The 13,695-nt window shown below is 72.0% G+C and carries 7 protein-coding genes and 1 tRNA gene; 6 read left to right on the top strand and 2 right to left on the bottom strand.

The window, feature by feature from the left end:
• The first annotated feature begins 106 nt into the window (after nt 1-106).
• The 3 genes from gltB to pyk all read left to right on the top strand — a co-directional run bounded on the left by gltB (nt 107) and on the right by pyk (nt 7,746).
• Nucleotides 107-4,687: a glutamate synthase large subunit gene (gene gltB / locus V1260_RS10665; RefSeq protein WP_329746797.1), complete on the top strand. Its 4,581-nt coding sequence runs from the start codon at nt 107-109 to the stop codon at nt 4,685-4,687.
• Nucleotides 4,680-6,167: a glutamate synthase subunit beta gene (locus tag V1260_RS10660; RefSeq protein WP_329746796.1), complete on the top strand. Its 1,488-nt coding sequence runs from the start codon at nt 4,680-4,682 to the stop codon at nt 6,165-6,167. Before gltB ends, V1260_RS10660 begins: the two co-directional genes overlap by 8 nt.
• 106 nt (nt 6,168-6,273) lie before the next feature.
• Complete coding sequence (gene pyk, locus V1260_RS10655) at nt 6,274-7,746, top strand: pyruvate kinase (protein WP_329746795.1); 1,473 nt, start codon at nt 6,274-6,276, stop codon at nt 7,744-7,746.
• Between the two features lie 115 nt (nt 7,747-7,861).
• Here the strand turns inward: pyk and V1260_RS10650 are convergent.
• Nucleotides 7,862-7,944 (bottom strand) — tRNA-Leu (locus V1260_RS10650).
• A gap of 110 nt (nt 7,945-8,054) precedes the next feature.
• On the opposite strand from V1260_RS10650, the gene V1260_RS10645 reads away from it, so the two are divergent.
• Complete coding sequence (locus tag V1260_RS10645) at nt 8,055-8,702, top strand: ANTAR domain-containing response regulator (RefSeq protein ID WP_329746794.1); 648 nt, start codon at nt 8,055-8,057, stop codon at nt 8,700-8,702.
• Nucleotides 8,703-8,758: 56 nt separating this feature from the next.
• Nucleotides 8,759-10,120 carry an ABC transporter substrate-binding protein gene (locus V1260_RS10640; protein WP_329746793.1) on the top strand — a complete coding sequence of 454 codons (1,362 nt, stop codon included), beginning with the start codon at nt 8,759-8,761 and terminating at the stop codon, nt 10,118-10,120.
• 78 nt (nt 10,121-10,198) lie between these two features.
• Here V1260_RS10640 and V1260_RS10635 read toward each other — a convergent pair whose 3' ends face one another.
• Nucleotides 10,199-10,675 (bottom strand): PaaI family thioesterase, encoded by a 477-nt coding sequence (locus tag V1260_RS10635; RefSeq protein WP_329746792.1) that lies wholly within the window; start codon nt 10,673-10,675, stop codon nt 10,199-10,201.
• Nucleotides 10,676-10,767: 92 nt separating this feature from the next.
• On the opposite strand from V1260_RS10635, the gene polA reads away from it, so the two are divergent.
• Nucleotides 10,768-13,479 (top strand): DNA polymerase I, encoded by a 2,712-nt coding sequence (gene polA, locus V1260_RS10630; RefSeq protein WP_329746791.1) that lies wholly within the window; start codon nt 10,768-10,770, stop codon nt 13,477-13,479.
• Nucleotides 13,480-13,695: the final 216 nt, after the last annotated feature.

The raw sequence follows: 13,695 nt of genomic DNA, 5'->3' as shown, positions 1-13,695 counted from the left end.
GGACCCGTGACCGCCATCGAGCGGCGCACGGCACCGAGGGAGGGGACCCGGGATCCCGTCGACCATCGACGGCCGCCCGGCCGTCGTCCCTGGAAGGGCCCTCCGCATGATCCCCCTCAGCTCCCGCTTCTCCTCCCTCCCCGGCCCGCAGGCCCTGTACCGCCCCGACAGCGAGGTGGACTCGTGCGGCGTCGCGCTCATCGCGACCCTGCGCGGCGAGCCCGGCCACGACATCGTCGAGCACGCCCTCACCGCCCTGCGCAACCTCGAGCACCGCGGCGCGGTCGGCGCCGAGGAGTCCACGGGCGACGGGACCGGCATCATGGTCCAGCTGCCCGACGCCTTCCTCCGCGAGGTCGCCGGGGTCGAGCTGCCCGCGCGCGGGGCCTACGCCGCGGGCACCGCCTTCCTCCCGCGGGAGGAGGCCGAGCGCGAGCAGGCGCTCGCAGCCCTGGAGGAGATCGCCCGAGAGGAGGGCCTCACGGTCCTCGGGCGGCGTCCGCTGCCCACCACCGACGGGCTCGTCGGCCCCTCCGCGGAGGCCGTGCGCCCGGTCATGGAGCAGGTCTTCCTCGCCGACGAGGCGACCGGCCGCACGGGCCTCGACCTCGAGCGGGCCGCCTTCGCGGTGCGACGCCGGGTCGAGCACGCGACGGGCGCCTACTTCCCCTCGCTGTCCACCCGGGTGATGGTCTACAAGGGCATGCTCACCCCCGGACAGCTCGACGAGTTCTACCCGGACCTGCGCGATCCGCGCTTCGCCTCCGAGCTCGCGATCGTCCACTCGCGCTTCTCCACGAACACCTTCCCGGCGTGGCCGCTCGCGCACCCCTTCCGCACCCTGGCCCACAACGGCGAGATCAACACCGTGATCGGCAACCGCAACCGGGTGCGGGCCGCCGAGGGCAGCATGCGCACCGACGTCTTCGGCGAGGACCTCTCGCGGCTCTTCCCGGTGAACACCCCCGGCGCCTCGGACTCCGCGAGCCTCGACGAGGTGCTCGAGCTGCTGCACCTCTCGGGCCGCTCCCTCCCGCACGCGCTGATGATGCTGATCCCCGAGCCCTGGGAGTCCGACGACTCCATGGACGAGGACCTCCGCGCCTTCTACCGCTTCCACTCCGCGCTGCAGGAGCCCTGGGACGGGCCCGCCTCGGTCGTCTTCACCGACGGCACCCAGGTGGGAGCGCGCCTGGACCGCAACGGCCTGCGCCCGCTGCGCTACTGGATCACCGAGGACGACCTCGTGATCCTCGGCTCCGAGACCGGTCTCGTCGACGTGCCGCACAGCGCGATCGCCCGCACCGGCCGCGTCTCCCCGGGCGAGATCTTCCTGCTCGATCTCGCCGAGGGCCGCATCGTCCCGAGCGACGAGCTCAAGCACCAGGTCGCGACCGAGCGCCCCTACGCCAGCTGGGTCAAGCAGCAGACGGTGAAGCTCGCCGATCTCCCCGAGCGCGAGCACGTGACCTACTCGCCCGCCTCCGTGGTGCGGCGCCAGCAGGTGTTCGGCTACACCGAGGAGGAGCTGCGGGTGCTGCTCGCCCCGATGGCGGCCAAGGGCGCCGAGCCCCTCGGCGCCATGGGCACCGACACCCCGATCGCCGCGCTGTCGGACCGCCCCCGGCTCCTGTTCGACTACTTCACGCAGATGTTCGCGCAGGTCACCAATCCGCCGCTGGACTCCCTCCGCGAGGAGATCGTCACCTCGCTGGGCGTGACCATCGGCCGCTCCCGCAACCTGCTGGACGCGACCCCGGAGCACGCGCGCCAGCTGGTGCTCGGCTTCCCGATGCTGGACGACGACGAGCTCGCGAAGATCCTCGCGGTCGACGCGAACCCCGAGACCGCGGACTTCCACGCGGTGCGCCTGCGCGGCCTGTACCCCGTGGCCGGCGGGACCGCCGCCCTCGAGGCGCGGCTCGAGGAGATCTGCGCGGAGGCGGTCGCCGCGATCGACGAGGGCGCGACCTTCCTGGTCCTCTCCGACCGCGACGCCAACCAGGTGCTCGCCCCCATCCCCTCGCTGCTGCTGACCAGCGCCGTCCAGCACCACCTGGTGCGCACGGGCCGCCGCACCGCGGCCGCGCTCGTGGTCGAGGCCGGGGACGTGCGCGAGGTGCACCATGCCGCGCTGCTGATCGGCTACGGCGCGAGCGCCGTCAACCCCTATCTCGCGATCGAGAGCGTCGAGGACCTCGTCCGCCGCGGCGTGGTCTCCGACCTCACCCCGGCCGAGGCCGTGCGCAACCTGCTCACCGCCCTTGGCAAGGGCGTCCTGAAGATCATGTCGAAGATGGGCATCGCGACCGTCGCGTCCTACCGCGGGGCGCAGGTGTTCGAGGCCGTCGGCCTCTCCCAGCACCTGGTCGACACCTGGTTCCCCGGGACCGTCAGCCGCATCGGCGGCATCGACCTCGACGTCATCGCCCAGGAGAACGCGGCCCGCCACGCGCTCGCCCATCCCGTCGACGGCGTCCAGCTGCCGCACCGTCAGCTGCCCGTGGGCGGCGAGTACCAGTGGCGCCGCGAGGGCGAGCCGCACCTGTTCACGCCCGAGACGGTGTTCCGCCTGCAGCACTCCACGCGGAACCGTCAGTACGACGAGTTCCGTCGCTACACCGATGCGGTCGACGAGCAGCACGAGCACCTCATGACCGTGCGCGGCCTGATGCGCCTGCGCACCGAGGACCGCACGCCGATCCCGCTGGACGAGGTGGAGCCGGTCGAGTCGATCACGCGCCGCTTCATGACCGGCGCGATGAGCTACGGCTCGATCTCGCAGGAGGCGCACGAGACCCTCGCGATCGCGATGAACCGTCTCGGCGGCATGTCCAACAGTGGCGAGGGCGGCGAGGATCCGGAGCGGCTGCGCGACCCCGAGCGCAGCAGCGCGATCAAGCAGATCGCCTCGGGCCGCTTCGGCGTCACCAGCGAATACCTGACCTTCGCGAAGGACATCCAGATCAAGATCGCCCAGGGCGCCAAGCCCGGCGAGGGCGGTCAGCTGCCGCCCGAGAAGGTGTACCCGTGGATCGCCCGCACCCGGCACTCGACCCCCGGCATCGGCCTGATCTCCCCGCCGCCGCACCACGACATCTACTCGATCGAGGATCTCGCCCAGCTGATCCACGACGCGAAGTCCGCGAACCCTGCGGCCCGTGTCCACGTGAAGCTGGTCTCGCGCTTCGGCGTGGGCACCGTCGCGGCGGGCGTCTCGAAGTCCCACGCCGACGTCGTGCTCATCTCGGGCCATGACGGCGGCACGGGCGCGAGCCCGCTGAACTCCCTCAAGCACGCCGGCACCCCCTGGGAGCTCGGCCTCGCCGAGACCCAGCAGACCCTGCTGCTGAACGGTCTGCGTGACCGCATCACCGTCCAGGTCGACGGGCAGATGAAGACCGGTCGCGACGTCGTGATCGCCGCGCTGCTCGGCGCGGAGGAGTACGGCTTCGCCTCGGCGCCCCTGGTCGTCACCGGCTGCGTCATGATGCGGGTCTGCCATCTCGACACCTGCCCCGTCGGCGTCGCGACCCAGAACCCCGAGCTGCGGGCCCGGTACGCCGGCAAGGCCGAGCACGTGGTGACCTTCTTCCAGTTCGTGGCCGAGCAGGTGCGCGAGCACCTCGCCGCCCTCGGACTGCGCAGCCTCGACGAGGCCATCGGCCGCACCGACCTCCTCGGCCTGCGGGACGACGCCCCGGCCCTCGGCGCCCTCGGCACCGCGAAGCGCAAGGGGCTCGACCTCTCGGCCATTCTCGAGCCGCCGACGGTCTTCCCCGGCGACCACCCGCAGCGCCGCCGCGGGCAGGACCACCAGCTGGAGAAGGCGGCGGACCATCCGTGGATCGCCGCCGCGGCCCCCGTCCTCGACGGCGCCGAGCCGAGCGTCCGCGTGCAGGGCGAGGTCCGCAACGTGCAGCGCTCGACCGGCACCCTGCTCGGCCACGAGGTCACCCGGCGCACCGACGGCGAGGGCCTCGCCGAGGACTCGATCCTCGTCGAGCTGACCGGCACCGGCGGCCAGTCCTTCGGCGCCTTCCTCCCGCGCGGCGTGACCCTCCACCTCACCGGCGATGCCAACGACTACGTCGGCAAGGGTCTCTCGGGCGGCGTGATCGCGATCGGCCACGGCGCCGGCACGGCACCGTCCCTGACCTCCTCGACGATCGCCGGGAACACCTGCGCCTACGGGGCCACGAGCGGCCGGCTGCTGCTCGCGGGCTCCGCGGGCGAGCGCTTCGGCGTGCGCAACTCCGGCGCGACCCTGGTCGTCGAGGGCATCGGCGACCACGGCGCCGAGTACATGACCGGCGGAGCCGTGCTGATCCTCGGCCCCACGGGCCGCAACCTGGGCGCCGGCATGAGCGGCGGCACCCTGTTCGTCCTCGATCTCGACCCCGCGGACCTGAACCCCAAGGACGCCGCCGGCTTCGAGATCACCCCGGTCCGCGAGGAGCACCGCGAGTTCGTGCTCGAGGCCCTCACCGACCACGCCGAGCGGACGGGGTCCGACCGGGCCGCCGCCCTGCTCGCCGACCCGGCGGAGCTCTTCGACCGCCTCACCGAGGTCGCCCCCCGCGCGTTCCTGCGGATCACCGGCATCCGCGAGGAGGCCGTCGCGCAGGGCGTGGACCCCGACTCCCACGACGTCTGGAACGAGATCATGGAGGCCACCCATGGCTGATCCCCGCGGATTCCTGCGGTACCGCGAGCGCGAGCTCCCCGCCCGTCGGCCGGTGCCCCTGCGCCTGATGGACTGGCGCGAGGTCTACGAGGCCCGCGAGAAGGGCGGCCCCGACGCCCTCAGCGTCGTCTCCCGGCAGGCCGGACGCTGCATGAACTGCGGCATCCCGTTCTGCCACCAGGGCTGCCCGCTCGGCAACCTCATCCCCGAGTGGAACGACCTCGTCTACCGCGACGACTGGCAGCAGGCCTCGGAGCGCCTCCACGCGACCAACAACTTCCCGGAGTTCACCGGCCGCGCCTGCCCCGCCCCGTGCGAGTCGAGCTGCGTGCTGGGGATCAACCAGCCGCCGGTGACCATCAAGAACGTCGAGGTCTCGATCATCGACCGCGCCTTCGAGGAGGGGTGGGTCAAGCCCGTGGAGCCGACCCGGCACACGGGCCGCACCGTGGCCGTCGTCGGGTCCGGGCCCGCTGGCCTCGCGGCCGCGCAGCAGCTCACCCGCGCCGGCCACTCGGTGGTCGTGCTCGAGCGCGACGACCGCCTCGGCGGTCTGCTCCGCTACGGCATCCCCGAGTTCAAGCTCGAGAAGCGCCACGTGGACCGCCGCCTGCAGCAGATGCGCGAGGAGGGCACCCGCTTCCGCACCGGCGTCGACGTCGGCGGGACCGGCGAGAGCGCGCTGAGCGTCGCCGACCTCCGCAGCCGCTTCGACGCGGTGGTCCTCGCGACCGGCGCCTCGACCCCGCGCGACCTCGCGGTTCCGGGCCGCGAGGCGACCGGCATCCATCCCGCCATGGAGTACCTCACCCAGGCCAACCGCCTGGTCGAGGGCGACTGGGTCGAGGACGCGATCTCCGCCGAGGGCAAGGACGTGGTGATCATCGGCGGAGGCGACACCGGAGCCGACTGCCTCGGGACCGCGCTGCGCCAGGGTGCCCGCTCCGTGACCACTCTGGCGATCGGTACCCAGCCGCCGGTAGAGCGCGACGAGAAGCAGCCCTGGCCGGTGCACCCGGTGCTCTTCGAGGTCTCCACGGCGCACGAGGAGGGCGGCGACCGCTCCTACCTCGCCTCGACGACCGGCTTCGAGGTCGACGAGAGCGGCGCGGTCACGGGACTGAAGGTCGCCCGCACCCAGTACCTCGACGGCTCCCGCGTGCCGACCCCCGGCACGGAGACCGTGCTCCCCGCCACCCTCGTGCTCGTCGCGATGGGGTTCACGGGCACCCAGGAAGAGGGCCTGCTGGCCGATCTGGGTGTGGAGATCACCTCACGCGGCAACATCGTGCACGACCAGGACTGGCAGACCTCGGTGCCCGGCGTCTTCACCGCGGGCGACTGCGCCCGAGGCCAGAGCCTCATCGTCTGGGCGATCGCCGAGGGACGTTCCGCCGCCGCGGCCGTCGACCGCCACTTGATGGGCTCGACCTCTCTGCCCGCGCCCGTGGACCCGGGAGAGAAGCCCGTCACAGTGTGAAAGACTGTGCCCAGATCACGCGATGCTGCGGCGCCTCCGGCGGAGCACGTCCTGTGCTCGCCCGAGAAGGCGCCGCGGCCCTTACTCGAACTACAGATGGGTTGACATGCGTAAAGCGAAGATCGTCTGCACACTCGGTCCGGCGACCAACACCTATGAGCAGATCCGGACCCTGATCGATGCAGGCATGAACGTGGCTCGGATGAATCTGAGCCACGGCTCCCACGCCGACCACGAGCAGGTCTACGCGAACATCCGTCGCGCGGCCGACGATCTCGGTCGCAACGTCGCCATCCTGGTCGACCTCCAGGGCCCCAAGATCCGTCTGGGCAAGTTCTCCGACGGGCCGCATCAGCTCGAGGTCGGCGACTCCTTCGTGATCACCACCGAGGACATCGTCGGCACCCGCGAGCGCGTGTCCACTACCTTCAAGGGCCTGCCGGGCGACTGCCGCCCCGGCGACGTGCTCCTGATCGACGACGGCAAGGTCTCGGTGCGCGTCACGGACGTCACCGACACCGATGTCACCACCGTGGTCGAGGTCCCCGGGCCCGTCTCCAACAACAAGGGCATCAACCTGCCCGGCGTCGCCGTGTCCGTTCCCGCCATGAGCGAGAAGGACATCGACGACCTCCGCTGGGGCCTCAAGCTCGGCGCGGACCTCATCGCGCTCTCCTTCGTGCGCGACGCCCACGACATGGACGACGTGCTGCGGATCATGCAGGAGGAGGGGCGCCGCGTTCCCGTCATCGCGAAGATCGAGAAGCCGCAGGCCGTGCGCGCGCTGCGCTCGATCGTCGGCGCCTTCGACGGCATCATGGTCGCCCGCGGCGACCTCGGCGTCGAGCTGCCGCTCGAGCAGGTGCCGCTGGTGCAGAAGCGCGCCATCGAGCTCGCCCGCCGCAACGCGAAGCCCGTCATCGTCGCCACCCAGGTGCTCGAGTCGATGATCGAGAGCCCGCGCCCCACCCGCGCGGAGGCGTCCGACTGCGCGAACGCGATCCTCGACGGCGCCGACGCGGTCATGCTCTCGGGCGAGACCAGCGTGGGCAAGTACCCCTTCGAGGCGGTCCGCACCATGGCCCGCATCGTCACCAACACCGAGGAGAACGGCGCCGACCGCATCCTCCCGCTGGGCACCATCCCGCACACCCGCGGTGGCGCCATCACCCGCGCGGCCGCCGAGATCGGCGATCAGCTCTCCGCGCAGTACCTGGTCACCTTCACCGAGTCCGGCGACACCGCGCGCCGCCTCTCCCGCCTGCGCCCGACCATCCCCCTGCTGGCCCTGACCCCGTACCCCGAGGTCGCCCGCCAGCTGTCCCTGACCTGGGGCATCGAGGCGCACCTGGTGCCGATGCAGAAGGAGACCGACGCGATGATCTCCGTCGTGGACGAACTGCTGCGCGAGCACAAGGGCCTGCAGAAGAACGATCTGGTGATCGTCGCGGCCGGCTCGCCCCCCGGCGTCCACGGCTCGACCAACTCCCTGCGCGTGCACCGCATCGGCGACCTCGACGGGACCGAGTCGGCCCGCATCGAGTCGGCGAGCATCGCGGCGGGTCCGCAGCCGGCCTGATCCGGCCGCTGCTGCCACACGGACACGGCGCCCCTCGACCGATGGGTCGAGGGGCGCCGTATCTGTTGTGGCCTGTCGTGATCTGTCGCGTCTGTCATGATCGATCGCGCTGAGGTGCCGGATGCGGGACTCGAACCCGCACGCCCGTGAGGACAGCGCATTTTGAGTGCGCCGCGTCTGCCATTTCGCCAATCCGGCTCGCACCCCCGGGACGGAGGCCTGGACTAGGATACCGCTGATGACCACCGGTCCCGGCGGCGCGACGGACCCCGTCCCCGCCGCGGACACCCACGAGACAACAGGGCGACATGACTGAGCAGAATCCTTCCCTTCCCACCGACGACCAGGATCTCGAGGTCCAGGAGACCGGCGGCGTCCGCCGCACCGCGGTGGTGGCCGAGGACGAGAGCCTCATCCGCATGGACATCGTCGAGACCCTCACCGAGGCCGGCTACGAGGTCGTCGCCGCCGTGGGCGACGGCGAGAGCGCCGTCGAGAAGGCGCGCGAGCTGCGCCCCGACGTGGTCGTGATGGACGTCAAGATGCCGAAGACCGACGGAGTCTCCGCGGCCGAGCAGATCGGCCAGGACAATCTCGCCCCGGTCGTCATGCTCACTGCCTTCTCGCAGGCAGAGCTCGTCGAGCGCGCCCGCGACGCCGGCGCCATGGCTTACGTCGTCAAGCCCTTCACCCCTGCGGACCTGCTGCCTGCGATCGAGATCGCGATCTCCCGCTACCAGCAGATCACCCAGCTCGAGGCGGAGATCGCCGACCTCGGAGAGCGCTTCGAGACCCGCAAGCGCGTCGATCGCGCCAAGGGCCTGCTGCAGACCAACATGGGCCTCAGCGAGCCGGAGGCCTTCCGCTGGATCCAGAAGACCTCGATGGACCGTCGCCTCACCATGCGCGAGGTCGCGGATGCGGTCGTGGACCAGCTGGGCGGCGGCAAGGACTGACCGCCCGGCGACGGGGGCGTCGAACGGGCGAGACGACGGACGGGGGAGGTCTCGACATGGGCATGTCGCGGCGCACGATGGTGCAGGGCCTGGGGGCGGGGATCCTGGGTGCGGGACTACTGAGCGCCTGCGGCACCGGCGGCATCCGCCGCGGCCGCGGGCGTCGGGCCACCACGACGGCGCCGACGGGTGATGCGCTCGCGGAGCCGGACACCGCGCTCACCCTCGGGTCGATCGGGGCGAGCTACGGCCGCTCCGCGCCCTTCGAGAACGCGATCGCCCTCGCGGTGCACGAGGCCTGGATCGACGTCAACGCCGAGTGGAAGGGCCTCTTCGGACACGACGTCGGCCTCGTGGACCGGCATGTCGTCACGGAGGCCGGCGCGGATCTCACCGAGGTCATCGAGGGACTCGCCGAGGCCGGGGTCACGGCCTGCCTCACCTCGGTGGACGAGGAGACTCTGGTCGCCGCGATCCCCGCCTTCGTCGCCGCGGGCATCGCCGTGATCGACGTGTTCAGCTCGGGGATGAGCGTCCGCGCCCCGGAGGTCGAGACCTCCGGCATGCTCGCCCGGCTGTGCCCCAACGACAAGGCCCTCGCGGCCTACTACGCCGAGCAGTCCTGGGCCGTCTCCGGCGACCGGGCCGGAGCTCCGGGAACGGTCGCCTACGTCTCGGAGGATTCGGCGCAGGGTCGCAGCCTCCTCTTCGAGCTCACCCAGGTGCTCGGGCCGACGGGCGGCAAGGTGGTCCTCGAGCACTTCCACGCCGCGGGCGATCTGGGCGACGTGAACGCGCTGGTCGCCTCCGTGCTGGAGACCCCGCCGGCCTTGCTCATCGTCAACGGCGGCCCGGAGACGGGGCCGTTCCTCTCCGCGCTGCACACGGCGACCCTCGACGGCGGACAGCGGCCCACCGTTGAGATCGCGGCCCAGCTCTCCCCGGCCGCGAGCGTCAACTACGCCGAGGCGGACTTGGCGGCCGAGTGCCTCTCCCGGGCGAAGGGCCTCGAACCGGGGGGCGAGTACAGCGTCCGCCACGTCAACATGATGCTCAACGTCGATCCAGGGCTCTACGACACCGGGTACGCCTACTCCCAGCAGGCCTATGACGGGTTCGTGATCGCGGCGCTGGCCGCCCAGGACGCGCTCTCCGTCGAGGGCACGGCGATCGCCGCCTCGATCCCGCGGGTGCTCACCGGCTCGGGGGAGTGCAACGACTACGGGGAGTGCCGCACGGTGCTGCGCGATGCCCTGGCGGCGGGGGCCAAGGAGTCGATCTCCTATGCGGGCCGGTCGGGTCCCCTCGAGCTGGGTTCGGACCGCGATCCGCGGGTCGGCGACTTCCGCCACTACTCCTGGAACGACGCCAACGAGCTGGAGTTCGACGGGGCGGACGGCTACGAGCTGGAGGGCTGAGCGCCTCCCAGACCGGTGGACGGGACGGCGAGGATGTCGAGCCGCCCTGCTGGCGAGCCGCTCCGGCCGCGGGGATCCTCAGCGGGGCGGCAGCAGCATGGTCGAGACGGTCACGGTGCTCAGCAGCGTCCCCGCCTCGTCGTGCACGTCGACGAGGTAGGCCGCGACCTGGCGGCCCCCGTGGCGCAGGGACGCGGTCGCGGTGACCAGACCTTCTCGAGCGCTGCGGTGATGCACCGCGGAGACCGAGGTGCCCACCGCCTGGGCGCCCTCGCCGTGCACCTCGCGCGCCCGCAGGATCGCCGCGAAGGAGGCGATCGACTCGGCCAGGGCGATCGTGGCCCCGCCGTGGAGGAGCCCCGCGGGCTGGATGTTCCCTGCGACCGGCATGGTCATGATCCCTCCCTCGGAGGAGAGCTCCACCAGCTCCATCTGGCAGCGCTCGAGCAGGGTGCCGCGAGTGATCGGGCCGACGAGGGCGGCGAGCTCCTCGCCGCGCAACCGATCAGTGCCGGGAGTACCGGGGCTGCCGGAGGTATCGGGGTGCTGGTGCATGAGGTGAGCCTGCCACATCCTCGGGACACCCTCCCGGGGACCCTCGCCCCAGGGAGCGGCGCGGGGGATCGTCCCGTGCGAGACTGCTCCCCATGAGTGCGAGCGCCCCCAGCGACCAGCGGATCCTCCTCATCGACGGGCATGCGATGGCGTTCCGCGCCTTCTTCGCCCTGCCGGCCGACGGCTTCAGCGACGGGCGCGGTCAGGCCACCAACGCCGTCTACGGCTTCACCAGGATGATCATCAACGTCGTCGCCGCGGAGCGGCCCACGCACGTGGCGGTCGCCTTCGACCTGCCCGGTGGGACCTTCCGCGACCGCATCTACGACCAGTACAAGGGCGGTCGCGAGGTGACCCCGCCCGAGTTCCACGGTCAGATCGGGCTCATCCAGCAGGTCCTCGACGCGCTCGGGGTGCGCTGGCTGACCTACGAGGACTACGAGGCCGACGACATCATCGCGACCCTCGCCACGAGGGCCGCCGCGGACGGCCACGAGGCGCTCATCGTCACGAGCGACCGGGACTCGATCCAGCTGGTGGGGGAGCGGGTGACGCTCCTGCAGCCGGTCAAGGGCGTCACCGAGATGCGCCGGATGACCCCCGCCGCCGTCGAGGAGAAGTACGGCATCCCGCCGGAGCGCTATCCCGACCTCGCCGCGCTCGTGGGCGAGGCCGCGGACAACCTGCCGGGCGTGCCCGGCGTCGGCCCCAAGACCGCCGCGAAGTGGATCCTCGCCCACGGCGACCTCCCCGGTGTGCTCGCCCATGCTGACGAGATCAAGGGCAAGGCCGGGGAGAACCTGCGCGCCCATCGGGAGGACGTCGAGCGCAACCGGCGCATGAACGCCGCCGTGCTCGATCTCGACCTCCCCGCCGACCCCGAGCACTACACCCTGGGGCGCGGCGACGGCGTCGCCCTGCAGAAGGTGTTCGACGAGCTCGCCTTCGGTCCCACGATCCGCGCCGACGTCCCCGACGTCTTCCTCGATGCGGACGGCTACGGCGAGCAGGAGGTGGAGGCGGACCTCGAGGTGTCCGTCGTGAGCACCGCGGCGGACCTCGCGGACGCCCTGGGACAGTCGCCGGCGCTGCTCGCGCTCGACCTGGCCGACGATGCGCGCGGCGGCCCGCTGCTGGGTCTGGCCACCCCCGAGCGCGCCGTCGGGCTGCGCCTGTCCGCCCTGGACGAGGAGGCCACCGCCGTCCTCGCCCGGCTGCTCGAGGACACCCCGAGGATCGAGGTCGCCGGGGCCCAGGCGGCTCTCGCCTTCCTCGGCGAGCACGGGCACCGGCTGGGGGAGGGGAGGCACGACCTCGCCCTCGAGGCCTTCGTCCTGCGCCCCGGGGCCCGCACCTACGACGCGGAGACCCTCGCCGCCGAGCACGCCGGCGTGACCTTCGAGCCGCGGCCGCGCAAGCCCGCACAGGCCACCCTCGCCAAGGAGTCCGCCGAGGCCCGGGAGGAGCACGTGGTGCGCGCTGCCGAGCGCCTCGCCCGCTCCGCCGCGGCGCTGCTCACCGTCGCCGAGCGCCTCGCCGACCAGCTGACGGCGGAGCCCTGGGCCGCGAAGATCCTGCACGAGCTCGAGCTGCCGCTCCAGCGCAGTCTGGTGAGCATGCACGAGCGGGGTATCGCCCTGGATCTCGAGCGCCTCGCCGCCCTGCAGTCCGAGTTCGAGGGCTTCGTCGCACAGGCCAAGCGGGAGGCCGGCGCGATCGTCGGCGAGGAGGTCAACCTCGCCTCGCCGAAGCAGCTGCAGACGGTCCTCTTCGACACCCTCGCCATGCCCCGCACCAGGAAGATCGCCTCGGGCTTCTCGACGGACGCCGAATCCCTCGCGGATCTCCAGGACAAGGTCGAGCCGGGCTCCTCCGGCCACGACTTCCTCTCCTGGCTGCTGCGCTTCCGCGAGATGAGCAAGCTGACCGGCTACCTGGTGGGCCTCGACGCGGCCGTGGACCACGGCTCCCGCGTGCACACCACCTTCCTGCAGACCGCCGCCGCCACCGGTCGCCTGGCCTCGACCGATCCGAACCTGCAGAACATCCCGGTGCGCACCCACGAGGGGCAGCGCATCCGCGAGATCTTCGTCCCGGGCGAGGGCTACGCGGACCTGATGACGGCGGACTACTCGCAGATCGAGATGCGCATCATGGCGCACCTCTCCGAGGACGCGGGCCTGATCGAGGCCTTCAACTCGGGGGAGGACCTCCACCGCTTCGTCGCCTCGCGGGTCTTCGACGTCGCCCCCGAGGACGTCGACGCCGAGATGCGCTCGAAGACGAAGGCCGTCAGCTACGGCCTCGCCTACGGGCTCAGCGCCTTCGGCCTGGCTCGGCAGTTGCGCATCTCCCAGGGCGAGGCGACGGCGCTGCGGGACGGCTACTTCGAGCGCTTCGGTGGGGTGCGTGACTACCTGCGGGCAAGCGTCGAGAGGGCCCGCGAGACCGGGTACACCGAGACCATCCTGGGGCGGCGCCGCTACCTGCCCGACCTCACGTCGGACAACCGCCAGCGCCGCGAGAACGCCGAGCGGGTCGCGCTGAACTCCCCGATCCAGGGGAGTGCCGCGGACATCATCAAGCTCGCCATGCTGCGCGTCGATGAGCTCCTCGCGGACTCCGCGCTCAGCTCCCGCGTGCTGCTCCAGGTCCACGACGAGCTCGTGCTCGAGGTCGCCGCCGGCGAGGAGCAGGAGCTGCGGGCGCTGGTGGCCCGCGGCATGGGCGAGGCCTACGAGCTGTCGGTCCCGCTTGAGGTCGGGATCGGCGTCGGCCCCTCCTGGCTAGCGGCCGCCCACTGAGCGGCGCCGCCACGCCTCGGGGGAGCGAGGTCACATCCCGCAGCGGATCCTCACGCCCCGCGGGCCCTCGCATCGGCGCGCCCCGGCTGATAGGCTTCTGAAGGTCTGTGCGCAGGCGGCCGTCTTGAGCAGTTCGGTGGTCGTCCCCGCGTGCGGATGCCCCGCCCGGGCGAGCGCCGCGATCTGTCGGCGATCACCGGCGAGGTTGCACGTCCA

It is taken from the genome of Brachybacterium sp. J144 (assembly GCF_036321705.1).
Lineage (GTDB): Bacteria > Actinomycetota > Actinomycetes > Actinomycetales > Dermabacteraceae > Brachybacterium.
Note: the sequence above shows the minus strand (reverse complement) of the source record. Positions and strands in the feature narration are given on the sequence as shown.

Coding starts and splice junctions, on each gene's coding strand:
- gltB (WP_329746797.1), top strand. CDS start 107: ATGATCCCCCTCAGCTCCCGCTTCTCCTCCCTCCCCGGCCCGCAGGCC.
- V1260_RS10660 (WP_329746796.1), top strand. CDS start 4,680: ATGGCTGATCCCCGCGGATTCCTGCGGTACCGCGAGCGCGAGCTCCCC.
- pyk (WP_329746795.1), top strand. CDS start 6,274: ATGCGTAAAGCGAAGATCGTCTGCACACTCGGTCCGGCGACCAACACC.
- V1260_RS10645 (WP_329746794.1), top strand. CDS start 8,055: ATGACTGAGCAGAATCCTTCCCTTCCCACCGACGACCAGGATCTCGAG.
- V1260_RS10640 (WP_329746793.1), top strand. CDS start 8,759: ATGGGCATGTCGCGGCGCACGATGGTGCAGGGCCTGGGGGCGGGGATC.
- V1260_RS10635 (WP_329746792.1), bottom strand. CDS start 10,675: ATGCACCAGCACCCCGATACCTCCGGCAGCCCCGGTACTCCCGGCACT.
- polA (WP_329746791.1), top strand. CDS start 10,768: ATGAGTGCGAGCGCCCCCAGCGACCAGCGGATCCTCCTCATCGACGGG.